Below are 23,420 nucleotides of genomic sequence, written 5' to 3' on the forward strand. Positions count from 1 at the left end.
ATGTCACGAGGACTGATCGAAGCCGGTCGGGCCGGCGCGGGCGTGTCGCGCCGTTCGTTCCTCAAGCTCGGCATGTCGCTGGGCGCGGCGGCCGGCGGCGGGTTGCTGCTCGGCTTCAGCATGCCGGCCGCGGGTGACGATGCGCGTCGTTCGGTGATCGGCGGCGATGCCGCCGAGCCGGCTCAACCGGGCGTGTTCGCACCGAACGCGTTCGTGCAGATCGACCGCGCCGGCAAGGTCACGCTGGTGATGCCGAAGGTCGAGATGGGGCAAGGCGTCTATACGGCGCTGCCGATGCTGATCGCGGAAGAACTCGAAGTGCCGCTGTCGAGCGTGACGCTCGACCATGCGCCGCCGAACGAGAAGCTGTTCCTCGATCCGCTGCTCGGCGGCCAGCTCACCGGCGGCTCGACGTCGATACGCTACGCATGGGAACCGCTGCGCCGTGCCGGCGCCACGGCGCGCACGCTGCTGGTCGCGGCGGCCGCGAAGCAATGGAACGTCGATCCGGCAGCCTGCCGCGCCGCGAACGGCGAAGTGCAGCATCCGCCGAGCGGCCGGCGCGCGTCGTACGGCCAGCTCGCCGATGCGGCGGCGAAGCTGCCGGTGCCGAAGGACGTCGCGCTGAAGCAGCCGGCGGATTTCAAGCTGATCGGCACGCCCGCGAAGCGGCTCGATTCGCCGGAGAAGGTCGACGGCACCGCGCAGTTCGGGCTCGACGTGCGCCTGCCCGGCATGCTGGTCGCGGTGATCGTGAACAGCCCGGTGTTCGGCGGCACGGTCGCGAGCGTCGACGACACGGCCGCGAAGAAGATCCCCGGCGTGCGCCAGGTCGTGCGCGTCGACAACGCGGTGGCGGTGGTCGGCGATCACACGTGGGCCGCGAAGCGCGGCGCGTCGGCGCTGGTCGTGAAGTGGAACGAGGGCGCGGGCGCGAAAGTCTCGACCAAGGATCTGTTCGCGGATCTCGCGCAGGCGGCGGCGAACGGCAAGGGCGCGGTCGCACGCAAGGACGGCGACGTCGACAAGGCGTTCGCGAATGCGAAGACGCGCGTCGACGCCGTCTACGAACAGCCGTTGCTCGCGCACGCGACGATGGAGCCGGTGAACTGCACGGTGCACGTGCGCGGCGACGGTTGCGAGATCTGGGTCGGCACGCAGGTGCCGACGCGGGCGCGCGATACCGTGCAGCAGCTCACGGGCCTCGCGCCCGACCGGATCGTCGTGCACAACCACCTGCTCGGCGGCGGCTTCGGCCGGCGGCTCGAGACGGACATGATCGGCCAGGCCGTGAAGGTCGGCAAACAGGTCAACGCACCGGTGAAGGTAGTCTGGACGCGCGAGGAAGACGTGCAGCACGACATGTACCGGCCGTGCTACTACGACAGGATCTCGGCCGGCCTCGACGCGAACGGCAAGCCGGTCGCGTGGCAGCACCGGATCGTCGGCTCGTCGATCATGGCGCGCTTCGCGCCGCCGGCGTTCCAGCACGGCGTCGATCCCGATGCGGTCGAAGTCGCGGCCGAACTGCCGTACGACCTGCCGAACCAACTGGTCGACTACGTGCGCCAGGAGCCGCGCCACGTGCCGACCGCGTTCTGGCGCGGCGTCGGCCCGACGCGCGGCACGTTCGTGGTCGAGAGCTTCATCGACGAACTGGCCGCACAGACCAAGACCGACCCGGTGCAATACCGCCGCGCGCTGCTCGGCAAGACGCCGCGCGCGCTCAACGTGCTCGACGTCGCGACCAAGGCGGCCGGCTGGGGCGGCCCGGCGCTGCCGACGGGGCAAGGGCGTGGCGTCTCGGTGATGCACGCGTTCGGCAGCTTCTTCTCGATCGTCGTCGATGTCGCGGTGGATAACGGCGAAGTGCTCGTGAAGCGTGTCGTGTGCGCGGTCGACTGCGGCATGGTCGTCAACCCGAACACGATCGAGGCGCAGGTGCAGGGCGGCATCATCTTCGGGATTACCGGCGCGCTGTATGGCGAGATCACGATCGAGGAGGGCCGCGTCGTGCAGAGCAACTTCACCGACTACCGGATGCTGCGGATCAACGAGACGCCGCCGATCGAGGTGCATCTCGTGAAAAGCGGCGAGGCGCCGGGCGGGATCGGCGAGCCGGGTACGGCCGCGACCGCCGCGGCGGTGGCGAACGCGATCTTCGCGGCAACCGGCAAGCGGCTGCGCAAGCTGCCGGTCGGCGACCAGCTGAAAACGGCTTGAGGGGAGGAGACGACCATGCAAAACCTCACCCTGAAGATGCTCGGCACGTCGTTGCTCACCGTGTCTGCACTGCTGGCCGGCACGGCCGCATATGCCGCGCAGGCGGCGCAGGCCGACAGCGCGCTCGTCGCGCGCGGCGCGTATCTCGCGAAAGCGGGCGACTGCGTCGCGTGCCACACCGCGCCGCGCGGCACGCCGTTCGCCGGCGGCCTGAAGATGGTCACGCCGATGGGCGCGATCTACACGACCAACATCACGCCCGATCCGGAGACGGGCATCGGCGGCTATACCGAAGCCGACTTCGCCAGCGCGTTGCGCAAGGGCGTCGCGAAGGACGGTCACAACCTGTATCCGGCGATGCCGTACCCGTCGTACGCGAAGCTGAAGGACAACGACGTGAAGGCGCTGTACGCGTATTTCATGCACGGCGTCGAACCGGTGAAGCAGGCGAACCGGCCGTCGGACATCCCGTGGCCGCTCAACATGCGCTGGCCGCTCGCGTTGTGGAACAAGGTGTTCCTCGACACGACGCCTTACGCCGACAAGCCGTCCAGGGACGTGGTGTGGAACCGCGGCGCGTATCTCGTGCAGGGGCTCGGGCACTGCGGGTCGTGCCACACGCCGCGCGGTGTCGGCTTCCAGGAGAAGGCGCTCGACGAAGGCGGCACGGCGTTCCTGTCGGGCGCGCCGATCGACAACTGGTTCGCGTCGAACCTGACCGGCGAGCCCAACACGGGGCTCGGCCGCTGGAACGAGGCCGAGGTCGCGCAGTTCCTGAAGACCGGCGCGAACCGCCATGCGACCGCGTTCGGCTCGATGGTGAGCGTGATCAACCACAGCACGCAGGCGCTCTCCGACGACGATCTGGCGGCGATTTCGCGTTACCTGAAATCGCTGCCGGCGGCAGGCGGCACGGGCGCGCCGCCGTACAGCTACGATCCGAAGGCGACGCAGGCCGCGCTGGGCCGGCCGGCGGCCGATCCGGGCGCGAAGGTGTATAACGCTTACTGCCTGCATTGCCACGGCGCGGACGGGCGCGGTTACGCGCCGCTGCTCGCGCCGCTCGCCGGCAATCCGAACGTGCTCGAAGCCGATGCATCGTCGCTGATCAACGTGACGCTGAACGGCAGCGACACGCTCGTGATCGATGGCGTGCCGTCCGCGTATCCGATGCCGGCGTTCTCGAACCAGTTGAACGACCGGCAGATCGCCGACGTGCTGACGTTCATGCGCGCCGGCTGGAACAACGGCGCGCCGGCCGTGCAGGCAGCGGACGTCGCGAAACTCCGCAAGGCGACGGCGGCCGCGCGCTGAGCGCGGCCCCATGCGGAACGAGGGCGGGCCGGCGTGGCCGCCGTCACTGCCGCCGGGTGCGTGCCTGCCCCGGCGGCGTGGCTTTTTCTGTCAACCGGCGCGCGGCCGTTCGCGGCAGCGCGCGTTTATCGACGCAATGTAGGGGTGTCTGGATGGCTAACGTGACTTATACGGATACGCAACTGCTGATCGACGGCGAGTGGGTCGACGCCGCGAGCGGCAAGACGATCGACGTCGTGAACCCGGCGACCGGCAAGCCGATCGGCAAGGTGGCCCACGCGGGCATCGCCGATCTCGACCGGGCGCTCGCCGCCGCGCAACGCGGCTTCGAGGCCTGGCGCAAGGTGCCCGCACACGAGCGCGCGGCGACGATGCGCAAGGCGGCCGCGCTGGTGCGCGAACGCGCCGACGCGATCGCGCAACTGATGACGCAGGAGCAGGGCAAGCCGCTCACCGAAGCGCGCGTCGAAGTGCTGTCGGCGGCGGACATCATCGAATGGTTCGCGGACGAAGGCCGCCGCGTGTACGGCCGGATCGTGCCGCCGCGCAACCTCGGCGCGCAGCAGACGGTCGTGAAGGAGCCGGTCGGCCCGGTCGCCGCCTTCACGCCGTGGAATTTCCCGGTCAACCAGGTCGTGCGCAAGCTGAGCGCCGCACTGGCCACCGGCTGCTCGTTCCTCGTGAAAGCGCCGGAAGAAACCCCGGCCTCGCCGGCCGCGCTGCTGCGCGCGTTCGTCGACGCGGGCGTGCCGGCCGGCGTGATCGGCCTCGTGTACGGCGATCCGGCTGAAATCTCGTCGTACCTGATCCCGCACCCGGTGATCCGCAAGGTCACGTTCACGGGCTCGACGCCGGTCGGCAAGCAGCTCGCCGCGATGGCGGGCCTGCACATGAAGCGCGCGACGATGGAGCTGGGCGGCCATGCACCGGTGATCGTGGCCGAGGACGCCGACGTCGCGCTCGCGGTGAAGGCAGCCGGCGGCGCGAAGTTCCGCAACGCGGGGCAAGTCTGCATCTCGCCGACGCGCTTCCTCGTGCACAACAGCATCCGCGACGAATTCACGCGCGCGCTGGTCAAGCATGCGGAAGGGCTGAAGGTCGGCAACGGCCTCGAGGAAGGCACGACGCTCGGCGCGCTCGCGAACCCGCGCCGCCTGACCGCGATGGCGTCGGTCATCGACAACGCGCGCAAGGTCGGCGCGAGCATCGAAACCGGCGGCGAGCGGATCGGCTCGGAAGGCAACTTCTTCGCGCCAACCGTGATCGCGAACGTGCCGCTCGAGGCGGACGTGTTCAACAACGAGCCGTTCGGCCCGGTCGCGGCGATTCGCGGTTTCGACAAGCTCGAAGAGGCGATCGCGGAAGCGAACCGTCTGCCGTTCGGTCTCGCCGGCTACGCGTTCACGCGTTCGTTCGCGAACGTGCACCTGCTCACGCAGCGCCTCGAAGTCGGGATGCTGTGGATCAACCAGCCGGCGACGCCGTGGCCGGAAATGCCGTTCGGCGGCGTGAAGGACTCGGGCTACGGGTCGGAAGGCGGGCCGGAAGCGCTCGAGCCGTACCTCGTCACGAAGTCGGTGACGGTGATGGCCGTCTGACGGTCGTCGATCGATCGCGTGCACGGCGCTGTCGGCGTCGCGCACGCGATCGGCGTGGGCCCGGCGGTGCGCCCGGTCTCTCGCCAGTGTCTCGCTCCCGCCGTGCATTCGAACGGCAACGCTCCTCGGTATTTCAATATGCGTGTCACTGCTGGCGAATTGTTTCAATTCCGTCACCGGCAACGACTCGCGCCGCATCCGTCGGCGAATTGACGTCGGCACCTTCCGCCCGATGCCGTTCAGCTCACGTGACCCGCAACCTGGCAAGTACGGACTGCCCCTCGTACCCGGACGTCACACTTTTTGGTATAGCTTATTTCAGAAGAAACCATAACAACCGGTGCGTCAGCATCGGCCCAACCTGAGAGGACACGGATGCATCCGCGGTCGGCAGCGCCGTACTACGTTGTGCTGGCGGGGACCTTGATAGCGTGCGCGCTGATGGGCCTCTGCGTGTTGCAGTTGTTCCAGAGCCGTCACGACGCGCTCGATCGCGCACGCGAGACGTCGCGAAATCTGGCGCTCGTCGCCGAGCGCGACATCGAGCGCAATATCGAGCTGTACGGGCTGTCACTGGAGGCGGTGATCCAGGGCCTTCAGCGGCCGGACGTCATGGCGGCCACGCCGGCCCTGCGGCGCGGCGTCCTGTTCGATCACGCGATGACCGCGCAATTTCTCGGCTCGATGCTCGTGCTGGATGCGGCCGGCAACATCATCCTCGATTCGGCGAACGACGTGCCGCGCCAGGGCAATTTCGGCGACCGCAAATACTTTACGGTTCACCGGGACAATCCGAACGCCGGGCTCTACATCAGCGATCCGTTTGCATCCCGCCTGCGCGGCGGCTCGCTCAGCGTGGCGCTGACGCGCCGCGTGTCGAATCCGGACGGCTCGTTCGGCGGCATTGCACTGATCGCGGTCAATCTCGAGTATTTCCACACGCTGTTCGCCGGCCTCGCGCTCGGCTCGCACGGCGCGATCTCGCTGGTCGGCCGGGACGGCATCATGTTCATGCGCCAGCCGTACGACGTGCGCACCATCGGCCGCGACATCAGCAAGGCGGCGACGTTTCGCCACTTCATGACGGCGCCGGAAGGCTCGTTCATCGAGACCTCGACGATCGACCACGTGCGCCGCCTCTACTACTTCAAGACGTTGCCGCATCTGCCGCTGATCATCATGGTCGCCGAGGCGGAGCAGGACATCTACGCGGCGTGGCGGCGGCGCGCGATCACGATCGGCGCGCTGGTGGCGACCTTCGGCGCGGCGTTCATCGTGCTGTCCTTCTTGCTGGGCACCCAGTTGCGGCGCAGGATGCGGGCCGAATCGGAGCTGGTGATGCTCGCGCGCACCGACGGCCTCACCGGGCTCAACAATCGCCGCTCGTTCGGGGAAGTGCTGGACCTCGAATGGCGCCGCGCACGCCGTGCCCGGTCGGTGTTTTCGCTGCTGTTCGTCGACGTCGACCGCTTCAAGGCCTTCAACGACACGTATGGTCACCAGGCCGGCGACGACGCGCTGGCGGCGGTTGCGCGATGCATCGGCGAGAACATCCGGCGTCCCGCGGACACCGCCGCCCGCTATGGCGGCGAGGAATTCGTCGTGATCCTGCCCGATACGCCGGCCACGGGCGCGACCGAGATCGCCGAACGGATTCGCGCGGCCATCGACGGGCTCGCGATCGAACATGCGGAAAGCGAATTCGGACGCGTCACCGCGAGCATCGGCGTGGCAAGCTGGGCGCCCGGGCAGGAAGGGGAGGTCGAGGCGGTGATCAAGGCGGCCGACGAGGCGCTGTACCACGCGAAGGAAACGGGGCGAAACAAGGTGGCCTCGCATGAAACGGGCACCTGACATCGCCGCCGGCACGCACCGCCCGCCACCGCCGGCGGGCGTGCCGTGCGGCGCTCAATGCCGGCCGCTGCCGCGGTAGCTTTCCACTTCCGCGTCGTACGCGGCCAGAAACGCCTTGCCGAACACCGACGCGAAATCGTCCTCGATCGCGAACACCGTGTCGCGATGGGTCGCCGCGTAGCGATCCCACATCCTCGCCTTGTACAGCACGGGCACGCGCTTCTCGTACCAGCGCATCGCGTCGTCGCGCTCGCGCAGCCGTTGCGGCGAAAAGCGCGTCAGCAGGTCCATCAACGCGGCGCGCATGCCGGCGACCATGCCGATCTGGTGCGCATGCAGATCCTGGAACGCGTCGCTCACCGCGCTCTGCGGCGACATGAAGCCCGGCAGCGGCAGCCCGAACATCTGCCGCAGCACGGCACCGCCGTCCGGCAGCAGCTTCAGCGGGTTGTTCTCGCGATCGAGCAGCATCGTCATGTGCGCCTTCACCTCGCGCTTCAGGATGCTGCGCGACGACAGCAGCTCGACCGTGCCGTTCGCGAACAGCGCCAGCAACTGGCCCGCGATGTACAACTGCTCGGCCGACCACTGATGCGACTCGGCGGCCGTATCGAGCCCCGCGCCTTCGAAGAACGCGCTCAGCAGTTCATCGGGCGTCGGCGCGCGCGCGGCATGCGGCGCCGGTTCGGCGGCCGGCTGCGGATGCGTATCGGCCGCGCGCGCGGCGGCGGGCTGCACCCGCACGTGTTGGGTCCACTCGGGCGCATGGTCGGCCTGGGTCGCGGACGACGCTTCGCGTGCCGTGTTGCCGCGGTCAACATGCGGTGCCGTGCCCGTTGCGCCTGATGTGCCTGATGTGCCGATACCGTCCGACGGCTGCGCGAACAGGTCGAGCGGATCGATCGACAGCTGGTGCAGGTCGCGCTGTGAAGGGGCGGGCGGTACGGTTTGCGCCGCGCGGTTCGCCGGTTGCGTGGCATCCGCCCGTGCAGGGCCACCTGGTCGCGTACCGGTGTCCGCGGCCTTGCCGCGTGGCGCGAGACGATCCTGGAGCAGCCCCCACAGCCGGTTGCCGGCGCCTTTCGTATCGATCCGCGAAGACGATGCGGGCGAGGGCGCCGCCGACGTTCGCGCCTGCGACGGCGGATCGACGTGCACGCCGGTATCGGTCGCCATGTCGATGACCGGTGCATCGTCGCCCAGGCCGCCGTCGTCACGTTCGGCGCGCAGCACGTACGGCCCGATGCGGATGATGTCGCCGGTATTGAGCGGGCGCTCTTGCGCATAGCCGACCGGCTCGCGGTTCACCTCGATCGTCGAGACGCTGCTCAGGTTCTTCAGCAGGCACGCGTCGTCGCCGACCTGCAGCAGCGCCTGCAGGCGAGATATCTGCCGCGTGTCGTCGCGCAACACGAGATGGTTGTCGCTGGCCCGGCCGATGGTGCCGCCGGGCGGATGAAACACGACGGCGTCGTAGGAGTCGTTTTCGACCGGCTCGCCGGCATGTTCGATCACGATCAGTTGCATGTCATACGTCGCTCGGTGAAGCGCTCGCGTGGAAACCGGTTCGTTCAGGATGACGACGCATGCCTGCGGCGCGCGAATTCGAACGCGGGCCCCCAGATCGGATGCCCCTTCTCGGCAGGGGACAAGTCGAAGCGCGGGTTGAGGTCGAGAATTTTCGAGAACTCGGCGCGGCACGGCGTGATGCGGTTCGTCACGCAATAGCTGAACGCGAGGAGCTTGTGCGCGGCCACCTGCGTGTCGGGGTCGGCGCCGTCGATCTCCTTCGCATGGCTCAGCAGTGCGATCGTGCGCCCGTAGTCGCCGCTGTCGTACGCGGCGCGCGCGCTGTCGAGCGTCGCGCGTGCAGCCGACTGTGTCGGGGACGTACTGCACCCGCCGGCCCCCAGCAACAGTGCGCCGAGAAAAAGAACGAGCGATGAACGACCTTTCATTATTGAAATTAAAGATTGGCGTAATTGGAAGGTGGCACACAAGCGCTGTTGGATTCTAGTGCCAATCATCGGCACCCAACCAGCTGTTACGTTTTGTTTCATTTCGGCAATCCGTTTCCACCTGAATGCAGAATCGACTACGAATCTCCGTGCTTGTGAAACCGGAAAAACGGCCTATAGTTCGCTGTGTTTTTCGGATTCATCAGTTGTTTGGTCAGCGCACGTCAATGCACGAAAAACGGTGCCGTCCGTTCGTGCGAAACGAATAGCCTGCCACACCACCTCCGTCGCGAGCGTCCGTTGCCCGGCGGGTGGCTGGCTTGCGCCCCGCGTCCATCCGACAGGTGTCCACGCCATGGAACCGGGCAGCCCGCGTGCACCGGCCGGATTAACCTTTGCCATTAATTTACCAATCCCGATTCAATTGCCCATCATCTCGCCAAAGCGGCTTTCAAAAATCATTAATGATATGACCCGGCTTTTTACAAGAATAATTTGCCGACACGAATTGCAATGGATGGATATGCCGGTTACACAATTACCGATCAATTAATTGTCCCTTTTTCAATCAGGCCATCCGGTTTCGAAGTCGAAAACCGGCGCACGGCTATTGGGTGGCGAGGGTGGAATATGCAATGGCGGTCGAGCAGTTTCATCGTATGGGGATGCGTGATGCTGTTGCCGGGGTGCGGTGCGACGGAGCACGCCGCGGCGGTGCCGTATGCGATCACCGTTGACGTTGCGCCGGACGTCAACCCTGACATGAACCGCAAGCCTTCGCCGATCGTGCTGAAGGTATTCCAGCTCCGCGCGGCGGCGTCGTTCGGCAGCGCGGATTTCTTCTCGCTGCAGGACAAGCCGGAAAACGTGCTCGGCGCGGACCTGCTCGGCACCGACCGCGTGATCCTGCGGCCGGGCGAGTCGCGCACGCTGCACTATCGCGGCAACGTCGAGGCCGGCGCGATCGGCGTGGTCGCCGAATACCGGATGCTCGACAAGAACCGCTGGCGGCTGACGGTGCCGCTGCCGCGCGCGAAGCAGCTCAATCTCTACAAGTTCTGGCAGACGTCGCCGGGCGAGCTGAAGCTGTCGATCGCCGTCCGCAATGGCGGCGTCGCGCTGAACGATGCGAAGGGGCGCCCATGACCGAACCGACGATGTCCGCGACGCCGGTCGCGGCGCTCCGCCAGCGCGTGGTGTGGACCGAGGGGATGTTCCTGCGGCCGCAGCATTTCCAGCAGCTCGAACGGCACTGGGAACGCTACGTCGCGCTGCGCTGCCTGCCGCTGCAAGGCTTCTACTGGGGCTTCGACACGCTGGAACTCGATCGCGAGCAACTGGCGCTCGGCAAGGTCGCGCTGCGCACCGCATCGGGCGTGATGCGCGACGGCACGCCGTTCGACCTCTCCCATCCGGACGATCTCCCCGAGCCACTCGACGTGCCCGCCGATGCGAAGGACCAGCTCGTCGTGCTCGCGCTGCCGCTGTGGCGTGGCGGCGGCGAGGAGGTGTCGTTCGGTGCGGGTGCACGTGCAAGCGGCGCCAATGCCGCGATCGGCGCAAGTGGTACGCATAGCAGCGCCGACGTCGCGCGCTACGTCGTTCGCGAATACGAAGTGGCCGACGCGAACGCGGTCGCGCTCGGCCCCGCGCTGCTGCAGACGGGCCGCCTGAACGTGCGGCTGATGCTCAAAGCCGAGCTGACCGGCGACTGGCACGCGCTCGGCGTCGCACGGATCGTCGAGCGGCGCACCGACGCGCGGCTGCTCGTCGACGACGGCTACATTCCGCCGCGCCTCGTCGCGCAGCACGACGCCGTGCTGCTGGCGTATGCGCGCGAGCTGCACGGGCTGCTCACGCAACGCAGCGAAGCGCTCGCTGCACGGCTGTCGGAGCCCGGGCGCGGCGGCGTGTCGGAAGTCGCGGATTTCCTGCTGCTGCAGCTCGTGAACCGCTATCTCGCGCTGACCTGGCACGCGCAGCAGCACGTGTCGACGCACCCGGAGGCGCTGTTCTGCGACTGGCTGAAGCTCGCCTGCGACCTGAGTACGTTCACGGCGGCCGGCCGGCGCCCGCAGTCGCTTGCGGTCTACGTGCACGACGACCTGCGCACGAGCTTCGCGGAGCTGATGACCGAGCTGCGCCGGTCGCTGTCGACGGTGCTCGAGCAGAACGCGATCCAGATCGAGCTGCGCGATGCGGGCAACGGCATCCGCGTCGCAACGCTGGCCGACCCGGCGCTGCGCGACACGGCCGGCTTCGTGCTCGCCGTGCGCGCGGACGTGCCGGCCGACAGCCTGCGCGCACGGTTTCCCGCGCAGGCGAAGCTCGGGCCGGTCGAACGGATCCGCGATCTCGTGCAGCTGCAGCTGCCGGGCATCACGATGCGCCAGCTGCCGGTCGCGCCGCGGCAGATTCCGTATCACGCGGGCCATACGTACTTCGAGATCGACAAGGGCAGCGACCTGTGGAAGCAGCTGGCGCGCTCCGGCGGTCTCGCTTTCCATTTCGCCGGCGAATTCCCTGGGCTCTCGATGGAGTTCTGGGCGATACGCGGGTAAGGGCGGGGCGACGCGATGAATTCCTCCTCCGATTCGATCTCCCCCGGCGCCGGCGGATTCGTGCCGCCGAATCCGGGCGGCATGCATCCGGCCGCGGCGGGCGCGGCCGGCCCGACCGCGACGCAGCCGCGCCCCGGGCGCTGGGCCGCGAGCGGCACGAACCCGCTCGTCGCGGCCGCAAATCCGTTGCTCAACCTGGTGCCGCAGATCCGCTCGACCGTCCATCACCCGAATCCCGCGTGGCTGCGCGAGCACCTGGTCGTCGAGATCCGGCAGTTCGAGGCGCGGGCGCAGGAGGCCGGCGTGCCGTCGGAAGCGATCATCGGCGCGCGCTACTGCCTGTGCACCGCGCTCGACGAGGCGGCCGCGCTGACGCCGTGGGGCGGCAGCGTGTGGTCGTCGCACAGCCTGCTGGTGTCGTTCCACAACGAGACGTGGGGCGGCGAGAAATTCTTCCACCTGCTCGAACGCCTGTCGCAGCAGCCGCGCCAGCATCTCGACCTGCTCGAGCTCCTGTATTTCTGTCTCGCGCTCGGTTTCGAGGGCCGCTATCGCGTACTCGATAACGGCCATGCGCAGCTCGACGCGCTGCGCCACCAGCTCGCGCTGACGATCCGCTCGGTGCGCGGCGAATTCGAACCGGCGTTGTCGCCGCACTGGCGCGACGTCGTCACGCGCGACGTCGCGCGCCGCTTCGGCGTGCCGCTGTGGGTGTGCGTGGCGCTCGCGCTGCTGATCGGCTTCGGCGTGTTCGTCGGGCTGCGGATCGCGCTCGCCGGGCATTCGGATCGGCTGTTCGCGTCGATCGACGCGCTGCACGTGCCGAAACTGCAGCCCGCGCAGGCGCCGCCGCGCCCGGCGCAGGCGCCGCGCATCGCGAAGTTCCTGGAACCGGAGATCGCGGCCGGCCTCGTGGCGGTGCGCGACCAGGCCGACCGCAGCGTGATCGTGCTGCGCGGCGACGGGGTATTCAAGTCCGGCTCGACGTCGGTGATCGACCGCTACGTGCCGGTGCTCGCGCGCGTGGCCGATGCGTTGAACAAGGTGCCCGGCAACGTGCGCGTGACCGGCTATACCGACGACACGCCCGTGCATACGGCGCGCTTCGCATCGAACTGGGACCTGTCGCGCGAACGCGCGGAAGCCGTGCGCGGGATGATCGCCGCGCGGCTCGACCATCCGGAGCGGCTCGCGGCGGAAGGGCGCGGCACGCTCGATCCGGTCGCGCCGAACGATTCGCCGGCGAACCGCGCACTGAACCGGCGCGTCGAGATCACACTGCTGCCGGCGCCCGGCAGCGCCGCCGTCGGCGCGAGCGCCACGCAGGGAGCCAATTGACCATGAACCAGGCTGTCGCGCGTTTCGTCCGGCCGTTGCCGTCGCGGGAGATCTGGACCTTCGCGGGTCTCGTCGTGCTCGCGTGCTTCGTGTGGCTCGCGGGGCCGCTGTTCGCGTTCGCCGAGGTCCGGCCGCTCGAAAGCGGCTGGGCGCGCGGGCTCACGATCGCGGTGCTGTTCATCGCGTGGGGCGCACGCGTCGCGTGGCGCAGCTGGCGCGCCGGCCGGCTCAACGCGCAGTTGCTGAACCAGCTGCGCGAGGCCGCGCCCGGGCCGGCCACCGCCGACGATCCGGCGAAAGCGCAGCTCGACGAGTTGCGCAGCCGCTTCGACGAAGCCGCTTCGCTGCTGAAGAAGGTGCGCTTCGGGCAGGCCGACACCGTGCGCAAGGGCTTGCCGCGCTGGTTCGACCGGATGTCGCGCCAGTATCTGTATCAGTTGCCGTGGTACGTGTTCATCGGCGCGCCGGGCTCGGGCAAGACCACCGCGCTCGTGAATTCCGGGCTGAGTTTTCCGCTGGCCGAGCAGTTCGGCCGCGCGGCGATCCGCGGTGTGGGCGGCACGCGGCATTGCGACTGGTGGTTCACGAACGACGCGGTGCTGATCGACACGGCCGGCCGCTACACGACGCACGAGGGCAACCGCGCGCTCGACGAGGCCGAATGGAAAGGCTTCGTCGACCTGCTGAAGAAGTACCGCACACGCCAGCCGCTGAACGGCGCGATGCTGACGATCAGCGTGGCCGACCTGCTCGGTGCGTCGGAAGCCGAACGCACGCAGCACGCGATGGTGCTGCGCAAGCGGCTGCTCGAGTTGCGCGCGCAGCTCGGCATCCGCTTTCCCGTGTACCTGCTCGTGACGAAGGCCGACCTGCTCGCGGGCTTCGCCGAGTATTTCAGCCACTACGGCCGCGCCGAATGCGCGCAGGTGTGGGGCTTCACGTTCCCGCTCGCGCAGAGCGAGGCGCCGGGCTTCGACCTGCGGGCGGCATTCGACCGCGAATACCGGCTGCTGCACCAGCGGCTGAACGACGGGCTGCCCGAACTGCTCGCCGCGCAGACCGACGCGCGCCAGCGCGAGATGACCTACCTGCTGCCGCAGCAGATCGCCGACCTGCAGGACATGCTCGGCCAGTTCGTCGCCGAGGTGTTTTCCGTGTCGAGCTACGAGCCGATGCCGATGCTGCGCGGCGTCTACCTGACGAGCGGCACGCAGGAGGGCACCGCGTTCGATCGCGTGATGAGCGGCATCAAGCGCTTCCTGAAGATCGAGGGCGTGCCGCCGGTCGCGCAGGTCGGCTCGACCGGGCGCAGCTTCTTCCTGAAGTCGCTGCTGCAGGAACACATCTTCCGCGAGGCCGCGCTCGCCGGCAGCGACCTGCGCTGGCACCAGAAGCGGCGCGTTTTGCAGATCGCCGGCTACGTGCTGCTCGCGCTGGTGTGCGTGGCCGTGCTGTTTGCGTGGCTGCGCAGCTATTCGAACAACCGCACGTATCTCGACCAGATCGCCGGGCGTGTGCCGGCCGTCGATGCGCAGATCGCCGGCGCGACATTCTCCGATGCGGCCGACGTCGCGCGCCTGCTGCCCGTGCTCGACGCGCTCGGCAACCTCGCGAATGCGGGCGGCGTCGACCTGCAGCATCCTCCGCTCGCGTACCGGTGGGGGTTGTTCCAGGGCGAGAAGATCGACGAAGCCGTCGACGCCGTGTACCGGCGCGCGCTCGAAGACGTGCTGCTGCCGATCGCCGCGAGCCGGATGGAGGCGGCGCTGCGCGACGCACGGCCCGACGAGACCGAATATGCGTATGCGGCGCTGAAGGCCTACCTGATGCTGTACGACAGCGCGCACTACGATCCCGCGTTCGTGCAGGCCGTCGTCGACCTCGAGATGGAACGCGCGCTACCGCCCGATTTCTCGCCGGCCGAACGCGCCGCGCTGCGTGCGCATCTCGCCGCGCTGTTCGGCAACCGGGTCGCGGTGTCGCCGTATCCGATGAACGAGCGGCTCGTGGCCGACGTGCGCGACCGGCTGCGCCAGGTGCCGTTCTCGCAGCGGCTGTACCGGCAGATGACGATGACGCTGCGGCCGGCCACCTCCGCGTTCGACTTCAGCGTGGCGCGGGCGGTCGGCCCCGACGCGTCGCTGGTGTTCCGCCGGCAGAGCGGCAAGCCGCTGTCGGAAGGCGTGCCGGGGCTCTACACGCGCAACGGCTATCGCAACGTGTTCGCGCCGCGCCTGGCCGGCGAGGTCGAAGCGTACGGGCGCGAGGAGGTGTGGGTGCTGAACCTCGGGCTGTCCGAGATTCCCGGCCCGAACGACGCGGCCGCGTGGGCGCGCGATATCCGCCAGCTCTACCTGAACGACTACCTGAAGATCTGGGACGACTATCTCGCCGACATCAAGCTGCAGCGCACCGCGACGCTCGCGCAGAGCATCCAGGTGGCGCGTGCGTTGTCCTCTGCCGATTCGCCGCTCACGCGGCTGATGGTGGCGCTCGCACGCGACACCGCGCTCGGCGACGCACCGGGCGGGGCGCGCAATCTCGCGGCGCGTGCGCAGGACAAGGTCGACGAGGCGCGCAGCTCGCTGTCGCAGATCTTCGCGGGCCAGGGCAGCAATTCGAGTGCGTCCGCGGCGGCGCCCGCGAGCGCCGAGCAGATCGTCGACAGCCACTTCGCCGGGCTGCGTGCGTTCGCGCCGGGCAGCGGCGACCAGGCGTCGGCATTCAACGACGTGCTGAAGTCGATCGACGCGCTGTACACGTACCTGACGGCCACCGACGACGCGCTGAGGAGCGGCGCGCAGCCGCCGCCGTCCGATGCGCCCGCGAAGCTGCGTGCGCAGGCCGGCCGCCTGCCGACACCGTTCCGCGAAGTGCTCGACGACCTGTCGAACGTCGCGAACGGCAGCGTGGCGACCGTCGAGCAGCGCAGCGTCGCGACGCGGGCCGGCGCGAACGTCGGCGACTTCTGCCGGCAGGCGATCGCGGGCCGCTATCCGTTCGCGCGCGGCGCGGCGCGCGACGTCGCGCCGGCGGATTTCGCGCAGATGTTCGCGCCCGGTGGGCTGATGGACGACTTCTTCCAGAAGAACCTGCAGTCGATCGTCGATACGACGTCGCACCCGTGGCGCTTCGCGAACCGCAATGCGGACGCCGATCCGTCGGCCGCCGCGATGCTGGCGTCGTTCGAGAAGGCGGCGGTGATCCGCGACGTCTACTTCGGCGGCGGCGCGCGCACCGCCCAGCTGAAGGTACAGATTCAGCCGCTCGAAATGGACCCGTCGATCACGGAGATGGTGCTCGACGTCGACGGGCAGATCGTCCGCTACGCGCACGGCCCGCTCGTGCAGAGCGCGGTGAACTGGCCGGGCCCGCGCGGCAGCAACCAGGTGCGGCTGCAGGTGTCCGGGCAGGCCGGCGCGACCGACGGCTTCTCGACCGACGGGCCGTGGGCGCTGCACCGGCTGTTCGACCGCGCGGGGGTGTCGGCCGGGCGCGGCTCGGACCAGATGATTGCGCGCTTCACGGTCGACGGCAAACCGATCGTGCTGCAAGTGAATGCGGGCAGTGTCCGCAACCCGTTCAGGCTGCCCCAGATGGAGTCCTTTACATGCCCGCCGAAGCCATGAGCCCGACACCGCCGTTCACGCGTACCGACGGCGATGCGCCGGCCTGGTACGGGAAGATTCCCGGCGCCGGCGACTTCGTGAACAGCCGGCTGCCGCATGCGCTTGCGCTGTGGTGGGAGCGCTGGCTCCAGCAGGGCATGGCCGCGATGCGCCAGCGCGGCGCGGACGAGATCGAGCGCCACTACACCGTCGCGCCGGTCTGGAATTTCCTGATTCCGGCGGGCGCGGGGGCGTCGTGCATTCAGCCGGGCTGCCTCGCGCCGAGCTGCGACCGCGTGGGGCGCTACTACCCGGTGATCGTCACGCTGCCGATGCGCGCCGTCGATTACTGGAACGGGCTGCCGGATGCCGCCGACACGTTCTACTGGCAGGTCGGCCAGGCGCTGCTCGACACGATCCGCCATGCCCGCGCGCCCGGCGATCTCGAGCAGATGCTGGCGCGCGTGCGGCTCACGCCGGGCGACGACACCTACGCCGACATCGTCAACGGTATGCCGGCGCCGCCGCCGGAACGGCCGGCCCCGGCCGCGTGGCCCGGGCTGTCCGGTTACTTCGATCCGCACGGCGGCACCAGTTTCTGGTGGACCAACCGCGCGGACGGATCGCCGCTGCGCACGCACGCGCATACGGGCACGCCCGACAACGCGCTGTTCCTGACGCTGTTCGGCGGCAGCTAGCGACCCGGCTGACGGACGGCGGGTGCGGCGGGTGGAATGGACGCGGTTTCGAGAGGTGGTGGAGATGAAGGACGCTGGATCGAGAGACAACGAGCACGACACGGCGACACGCGGCGACGCATCCGAATTCACGGTGCGGCCGCTGCCGCTCGGCCATCGCCTGGGCGAACTGCAGCTCGACGAGGTGCTGGGCATCGGCGGCTTCGGGATCGTCTATCGCGCGTTCGACCGCACGTTGCGGCGCGCGGTCGCGATCAAGGAATACATGCCGTCGATGCTGGCGACGCGCGGCGGCGACTACACGGTATCGCTGCGCTCCGAGCGGTTCGCGCAGGCCTTCGACGCCGGCCGCGGCGCGTTCCTCAACGAAGCGCGCCTGCTCGCGCAATTCGATCATCCGGGGCTCGTCAAGGTCCTGCATTTCTGGGAAAGCCACGGCACCGCGTACATGGTGATGCCGTTCTACGAAGGGCGCACGCTCAAGCAACTGCTCGACGGCGGGATGCGGATCAGCGAGACGCAGTTGCGCAATATCGTCGGCGCGCTGCTCGGCGCGCTCGACACGCTGCATCGCGCGCAGTGCTTCCATCGCGACGTCGCGCTCGACAACGTGCTGATCCGGCCGAACGGCAGCGCGATCCTGCTCGACTTCGGCGCGGCGCGCAAACGGATCGGCGACCTGGTCGACGACGGCGCGATGATGATCAAGCCCGGCTACGCGCCGATCGAGCAGTACACCGACGATCCCGCGTTCAGCCAGGGGCCGTGGACCGATCTCTATGCGCTCGGCGCGGTGATGCACGCGATGATCACCGGCGAGCTGCCGCCCGCGGCCGTCGTGCGCAGCATCAAGGACACGTACCGGCCGCTCGCGTCGCGCGAACTGCCGGCCGGCGAGGTGTACAGCCCGGCGTTTCTCGCGGCGGTCGATCATGCGCTGCAGTTGCGGATTCCGGATCGGCCGGAATCGGTCGCGGCGTTCGCGGCGGAACTCGGGTTGCGGGACGTCGGGACGGGCGGCGGGTATGGCGCGGCGGTCGTGCCGCCGGCGGGTGAGGCAGGCAGGAGCGGGGAAGGGAAGGGGGAGGCTTCTGCTGCGTCCGGCGTCGCGTCGGCTGCTGCGGCGGCTTCGATCGGTGCTGGCGGGACCGCTTCGGGCAACGCTGCGGCGGATGGGCGGGCGTCGACGCCAGTTGGTGCGGATCATGGGTCTGCGCCTACGGATACGGCATCCGCATCGTCTGGCGTGTCCGGCGCCAAGCCGGAGGCCGATGCGCCTTCGACGTCCAGAACCATCGCGCAAGGCGCCGCCGTTGCGGCTGTGGGCTCGCTCGCAGCGTCTGTTGCATCGCATACGTCTCAATCGTCTGCGAAACCGGTTGAAAAACCGGTCGAATACGAAACGCCGAACGGAAACGTCGAACGCAAGCAAGAAGCGCCCGCTGCACGAACTGACACACGCGACGCAGCCGGTACGCGATCCCCAATGACCGACAACGAAGCCGGTACGCGATCAGCGAATACGGCCCCGGACATCGACGCGCAAGGTGCAGCCGGTTCCGGCAACGCGAACGCATCCGCGGCTGCCGGCGCCGCCGCTTCGACCGCACCGCATCCCGCCGCATCGGCGTCGGCCTCGTCATCGAGTGGCGCATCCGTGCCGACCGGCGCCCAACGCGGCCACGCTCCGCCTGGATCGCGCAATCGCCGCCTGCCTGTCTACGCCGGCAGCGCACTCGTTGCGTTGATCGCCGTCGGCCTCGCGGCGACTTATCTGGCGCGTCCCGCCCGCGTCGCCGACGAAGCCGCATCGGTCGCGAGCCAGCCGCAGGCCGGTACGTCACCGCCCGCGAGCACGCCGGGCGCCACGCTTGCCCAGCAAGGGCCGACACCGACCGTCGTGCCGCCGTCCAGCCTGCCGGCCGGATCGTCCGCGCAGGTTCCACCGCCCGCCGTCGCCGCCGCGCCGGCCAGCGCGCCTGCCGTCGAAGCCGCCACGCCCGCGCCGCAGGTTGCGACCACCGTGACGAACCCGGCTCCGTCCCCGTCGGGCCCCAGCTCGGGCATCGCCCCCGCCGGCAGCCTCGATTCGTCGGAACGCGTCGTCAACGTGCCGCCGTCGGAAGCGGCGGCTGCGCCGGCAACCACGCCCGCGACGAAATCGAAGCCACCATCGGAAGCCGACACCGCGGTCGCCGCCGTGAACGTGCTGCCTGCCGAGCAACAGCCGCGTCCGCCGAAGGCCCAGGAAACCGTGCAGGTGCGTTTCAACGTGCGGCCGTGGGGCGACGTCTACGTGAACGGCGCGCGGCGCGGCGCGAGCCCGCCGCTGCGCTCGGTATCGCTGACGCCGGGCGTCTACGTGATCGAGATCCGCAACGGCACGCTGCCGCCGTTGCACCGCACCGTGGCGATCGACTTCGGCAGCAAACCGGTCAACATCGACTATGCATTCGAATGACGTCAGCCAGGCGGCGCTGGCCGCCGCCGCATATGCCACGGTGCCGCCCGGCCTGCCGGCGACGCCGCGCGCCGACCTGATCGGCCAGCTGCTCGCGGATGTCGCACCCGATGCGCGGTGCGGCGCGAACCTCGAATACGACGCCGAGTTCCTGCAACTGCAGGAGCGCGCGACGCCGCGTGCCGAGCAGCAATACGGCGACACCGTGATCCCTGCAGAAGCGCCCGACTGGCGGGCGGTCGAGCGCCTCGCGCTGGCGCTGTCGGCGCGCACGAAGGATCTGCGCGTCCTCGCCTGTCTCGCACGAAGCTGGATCGAGCAACACGGTATTCCGGGCTATGCGGACGCGCTCGCGCTCGTCGCAAACCTGCTCGAACGCCGCTGGGACGACCTGCATCCGCGGCTCGACGCGGACGGCGAACCGGACCCGACATTGCGGATGAACGCGCTCGCCGAGATAGCCGGCGCGCACGACTGCGCGCGCGCGGCGCGCCGCCAGCCGCTGTTCGACGGCGGGCCGAGCGTGCGCGATGCGGAACGGCTGCTCGACGGCCGCGACGACGCCGGCAGCCCCGTGGCGGGCAGTCGCGACAGCCTGCTGGCTGCGCTGTCGGCCGCGCGCAGCAACGGCACGACGCCGCTCGACGCGGCGCGCGCGGCACTGCACGCGCTGGAGGCGATCCGCGCGGGCGTGACGGACCGGCTGGGCCGCGAATGGACGCCCGACGAAGGCGACGCCGAGAAGGCGCTGCAACGGATCGTGCGCGAAGTGCCGCTGCCCGAGCCTCAACCGGGGTCGCCCGACATGCAGCAGGCCGCGCCCGGCGACACGGCACAGCCAGGCGCCGCCGCAACCGCACCGGGGGCAATACCGAACGCCCACACCTGGCGCGATGCCGAGGTCACGAGCCGCGACGACGTGCGCATCGGCCTCGACAAGATGTGCCGCTATTTCGAGCAACACGAGCCGAGCCATCCGGCGCCGCTGCTGCTGCGGCGCGCGCAACGGCTGCTCGCGCTCGACTTCTACGAAATCATCCGCGATCTCGCACCGGAGAGCCTGCCGAAGCTGGACCTGCTGAGCGGCGAGCGGAGCGAATGAAACGAGCGAGCGCCGCCGCGATGTGGGCGGTGACGACCAACTGCGCAACCTGATCGATGTGAAGGAGTGGACGATGACGGACAGAACCAAGGCGGCAGGCAGCGGACAGAAGTTCATCGCGCGCAATCGTGCGCCGCGCGTGCAGATCGAGTACGACGTCGAGACCTACGGCGCCGAACGCAAGGTGCAGTTGCCGTTCGTGATGGGCGTGATTTCCGACCTGGCGGGCAAGCGTGCGGAGCCGTTGCCGGACTTGCCGGAGCGGAAATTTCTCGAGATCGACGTCGACAACTTCGACGAGCGGATGAAATCGATCGCACCGCGCGTCGCGTTCCAGGTGCCGAACACGTTGACGGGCGAAGGGATGCTCAACGTCGACATGACGTTCGAGCAGATCGACGATTTCTCGCCGGCCGCGATCGCGCGCAACGTCGACGCGCTGCGCCGGCTGCTGGAGGCGCGCACCGAGCTGTCGAACCTGCTGTCGTACATGGACGGCAAGCACGGCGCCGAGCAGTTGATCGAGCGCGCGATCAACGATCCCGACCTGCTGAAGACGCTCGTGCGCAATCCGCACGAGCCCGCGCAGAGCGGCGACGCGACCCAACCGGAGGCCCGCGATGAATGATCCCGTCCAATCCCGCGCGGACACGCGCGACGCCGCGCAACCGGCCGTCGCGCACGACGAATTCGCCGCACTGCTGCAGAAGGAGTTCAAGCCGAAGACGGCCGAGGCGCGCGAGTCGGTCGAGCGCGCGGTGCGCACGCTCGCGCAGCAGGCGCTCGAACATACGGTCGGCATGACGACCGATGCATACGGCAGCGTGAAGCAGATCATCGCGGAGATCGACCGCAAGCTGTCCGAGCAGATCAACCAGATCCTGCATCACAACGAGTTCCAGACGCTCGAAGGCGCGTGGCGCGGGCTGCATTACCTCGTCACGCACACCGAGACCGACGAGCTGCTGAAGATCAAGGCGCTGCCGGCGTCGCGCAACGAGGTCGCGCGGGTGCTGAAGCGCTACAAGGGCGTCGCGTGGGATCAGAGCCCGCTGTTCCGCAAGATCTACGAAGAGGAATACGGGCAATTCGGCGGCGAGCCGTTCGGCTGCCTGGTCGGCGATTTCCATTTCAACCACAGCCCGCCGGACGTCGAGATGCTCGGCGAGCTGTCGAAGATCGCGGCGGCCGCGCACGCGCCGTTCATCGCCGGCGCGTCGCCGGAGCTGATGCAGATGGATTCGTGGCAGGAGCTGTCGAACCCGCGCGACCTGACGAAGATCTTCCAGAACACCGAATACGCGGCGTGGCGCAGCCTGCGGCAGTCGGAGGATTCGCGCTACATCGGCCTCGCGATGCCGCGCTTTCTCGCGCGGCTGCCGTACGGCGCGCGCACCAACCCGGTCGACGAATTCGACTTCGAGGAAGACACCGACGCCGCGAACCACGACCGCTACACGTGGGCGAACTCGGCGTATGCGATGGCCGCGAACATCAACCGCTCGTTCAAGCAGTTCGGCTGGTGTTCGTCGATCCGCGGCGTCGAATCGGGCGGGGCGGTCGAAGGGCTGCCGAGCCACACGTTCCCGACCGACGACGGCGGCGTCGACCAGAAATGCCCGACCGAGATCGCGATCAGCGACCGCCGCGAGGCCGAGCTCGCGAAGAACGGCTTCATGCCGTTCGTGCATCGGAAGAACTCGGATTTCGCGGCGTTCATCGGCGCGCAGTCGCTGTACCAGCCGGCCGAGTACCACGATCCCGACGCGACCGCGAACGCGCGGCTGTCCGGCCGCCTGCCGTACCTGTTCGCGTGCTGCCGCTTCGCGCATTACCTGAAGTGCATCGTGCGCGACAAGATCGGCTCGTTCCGCGAACGCGACGACATGGAGCGCTGGCTGAACGACTGGATCATGAACTACGTCGACGGCGACCCCATCAACTCGTCGCAGGAAACCAAGGCGCGCAAGCCGCTCGCGGCCGCGCAGGTGGTGGTCGACGAGGTCGAGGACAACCCCGGCTACTACACGTCGAAATTCTTCCTGCGGCCGCACTACCAGCTCGAAGGGCTCACGGTGTCGCTGCGGCTCATCTCGCGGCTGCCGACCGCGAAGGCGGCCAACGAGTGAGCAGCGCAGCAAGCAACGATCGGCATTCAACGCGGCATTCATCCTGACATCGCACTGAAACGGAGACGGCAATGGGCGTGGCAATGTTTATGAAGGTGGACGGCGTGACCGGCGAATCGGCGGACGCGCAGCACAAGGGCTGGACCGACATCCAGTCGTTCACGTGGGGCGCGAGCCAGCCGGGCGCGATGGCGAGCGGCAGCGGCGGCAACGCGGGCAAGGCGAGCTTCAACGATCTCGTCGTCGCCGCGTACATGGACAAGGGCGCGCCCGCGATCATCAAGAACTGCGCGAACGGCAAGCACCTTTCGTCGGTCGAGATCTCCGCGTGCAAGACGGGCGGCACGCAGGTCGAGTTCATGCGCGTGACGCTGCAGGAGGTGCTCGTCACGTCCGCGCAGGTCGCGGGCATCGATCCGGGCGACGTCGCCGACCGGCTGATGATGCATTACGGCTTCCAGGCCGCGAAGGTGAAGAAGCAGTACTGGCAGCAGAACGACAACGGCGGCAAGGGCGCGGAGGTGACCGTCGGCTGGAACATCAAGGAAAACACCGAGATGTGACGGCGCGGAGATG

The 23,420-nt window shown here is 68.8% G+C and carries 17 protein-coding genes; 15 read left to right on the plus strand and 2 right to left on the minus strand.

All coding sequences use genetic code 11. The annotated features are described in order from the left end of the window. From LGM89_RS28685 to LGM89_RS28700, 4 genes are all read left to right on the plus strand, one after another. Window positions 1–2,223, plus strand: a complete 2,223-nt coding sequence (locus tag LGM89_RS28685) for a xanthine dehydrogenase family protein molybdopterin-binding subunit (protein WP_226274701.1) — start codon at window positions 1–3, stop codon at window positions 2,221–2,223. Window positions 2,224–2,238: 15 nt separating this feature from the next. Continuing rightward, window positions 2,239–3,537: a c-type cytochrome gene (locus LGM89_RS28690; protein WP_226274702.1), complete on the plus strand. Its 1,299-nt coding sequence runs from the start codon at window positions 2,239–2,241 to the stop codon at window positions 3,535–3,537. A 152-nt stretch (window positions 3,538–3,689) separates the two neighbouring features. Continuing rightward, the gene (locus tag LGM89_RS28695; RefSeq protein ID WP_089462634.1) at window positions 3,690–5,135 is read left to right on the plus strand and encodes an NAD-dependent succinate-semialdehyde dehydrogenase; all 1,446 of its coding nucleotides are present in this window, start codon (window positions 3,690–3,692) and stop codon (window positions 5,133–5,135) included. Window positions 5,136–5,510: 375 nt separating this feature from the next. Beyond that, complete coding sequence (locus LGM89_RS28700; protein WP_226203309.1) at window positions 5,511–6,989, plus strand: diguanylate cyclase; 1,479 nt, start codon at window positions 5,511–5,513, stop codon at window positions 6,987–6,989. 54 nt (window positions 6,990–7,043) lie between these two features. Here the strand turns inward: LGM89_RS28700 and tagH are convergent, their stop codons facing one another. Both tagH and LGM89_RS28710 read right to left on the minus strand, forming a co-directional pair. Continuing rightward, window positions 7,044–8,516 carry a type VI secretion system-associated FHA domain protein TagH gene (gene tagH, locus LGM89_RS28705; protein ID WP_226274703.1) on the minus strand — a complete coding sequence of 491 codons (1,473 nt, stop codon included), beginning with the start codon at window positions 8,514–8,516 and terminating at the stop codon, window positions 7,044–7,046. A 44-nt stretch (window positions 8,517–8,560) separates the two neighbouring features. Then, a complete protein-coding gene (locus tag LGM89_RS28710) occupies window positions 8,561–8,947 on the minus strand; it encodes a TssQ family T6SS-associated lipoprotein (RefSeq protein WP_089442474.1) in 387 nt (128 codons plus the stop codon). A 58-nt stretch (window positions 8,948–9,005) separates the two neighbouring features. Between LGM89_RS28710 and LGM89_RS28715 the strand changes: the two genes are divergently transcribed. From LGM89_RS28715 to LGM89_RS28765, 11 genes are all read left to right on the plus strand, one after another. Continuing rightward, entirely contained in the window at window positions 9,006–9,500 is a 495-nt protein-coding gene (locus LGM89_RS28715; RefSeq protein ID WP_226274704.1) for a hypothetical protein, read from the plus strand. Between the two features lie 77 nt (window positions 9,501–9,577). Next, window positions 9,578–10,093, plus strand: coding sequence for a type VI secretion system lipoprotein TssJ (tssJ, locus tag LGM89_RS28720; RefSeq protein WP_226204199.1), 516 nt, complete (start codon window positions 9,578–9,580; stop codon window positions 10,091–10,093). Beyond that, on the plus strand, window positions 10,090–11,508 hold the full coding sequence (gene tssK / locus LGM89_RS28725) for a type VI secretion system baseplate subunit TssK (protein WP_226274705.1): 1,419 nt from the start codon (window positions 10,090–10,092) through the stop codon (window positions 11,506–11,508). Before tssJ ends, tssK begins: the two co-directional genes overlap by 4 nt. Window positions 11,509–11,523: 15 nt before the next feature. Continuing rightward, the gene (locus LGM89_RS28730; protein ID WP_089496940.1) at window positions 11,524–12,846 is read left to right on the plus strand and encodes a DotU family type VI secretion system protein; all 1,323 of its coding nucleotides are present in this window, start codon (window positions 11,524–11,526) and stop codon (window positions 12,844–12,846) included. A 2-nt stretch (window positions 12,847–12,848) separates the two neighbouring features. Beyond that, window positions 12,849–16,475: a type VI secretion system membrane subunit TssM gene (tssM, locus tag LGM89_RS28735; protein ID WP_226274706.1), complete on the plus strand. Its 3,627-nt coding sequence runs from the start codon at window positions 12,849–12,851 to the stop codon at window positions 16,473–16,475. Continuing rightward, entirely contained in the window at window positions 16,457–17,152 is a 696-nt protein-coding gene (gene tagF / locus LGM89_RS28740; protein ID WP_226274707.1) for a type VI secretion system-associated protein TagF, read from the plus strand. Before tssM ends, tagF begins: the two co-directional genes overlap by 19 nt. A 64-nt stretch (window positions 17,153–17,216) precedes the next feature. Further along, entirely contained in the window at window positions 17,217–19,613 is a 2,397-nt protein-coding gene (locus LGM89_RS28745) for a serine/threonine-protein kinase (RefSeq protein WP_226274708.1), read from the plus strand. After that, window positions 19,600–20,715: a type VI secretion system protein TssA gene (gene tssA, locus LGM89_RS28750; RefSeq protein ID WP_226274709.1), complete on the plus strand. Its 1,116-nt coding sequence runs from the start codon at window positions 19,600–19,602 to the stop codon at window positions 20,713–20,715. The genes LGM89_RS28745 and tssA overlap by 14 nt, the downstream gene beginning before the upstream one ends. Window positions 20,716–20,788: 73 nt before the next feature. Beyond that, complete coding sequence (gene tssB / locus LGM89_RS28755) at window positions 20,789–21,343, plus strand: type VI secretion system contractile sheath small subunit (protein WP_226274710.1); 555 nt, start codon at window positions 20,789–20,791, stop codon at window positions 21,341–21,343. Further along, the gene (gene tssC / locus LGM89_RS28760; RefSeq protein WP_124576885.1) at window positions 21,336–22,844 is read left to right on the plus strand and encodes a type VI secretion system contractile sheath large subunit; all 1,509 of its coding nucleotides are present in this window, start codon (window positions 21,336–21,338) and stop codon (window positions 22,842–22,844) included. Before tssB ends, tssC begins: the two co-directional genes overlap by 8 nt. Window positions 22,845–22,915: 71 nt before the next feature. After that, window positions 22,916–23,407 (plus strand): Hcp family type VI secretion system effector, encoded by a 492-nt coding sequence (locus LGM89_RS28765; RefSeq protein ID WP_027791618.1) that lies wholly within the window; start codon window positions 22,916–22,918, stop codon window positions 23,405–23,407. The last annotated feature ends 13 nt before the right edge of the window (window positions 23,408–23,420 follow it).

It is taken from the genome of Burkholderia sp. AU31624 (genome assembly GCF_020420065.1).
Lineage (GTDB): Bacteria > Pseudomonadota > Gammaproteobacteria > Burkholderiales > Burkholderiaceae > Burkholderia.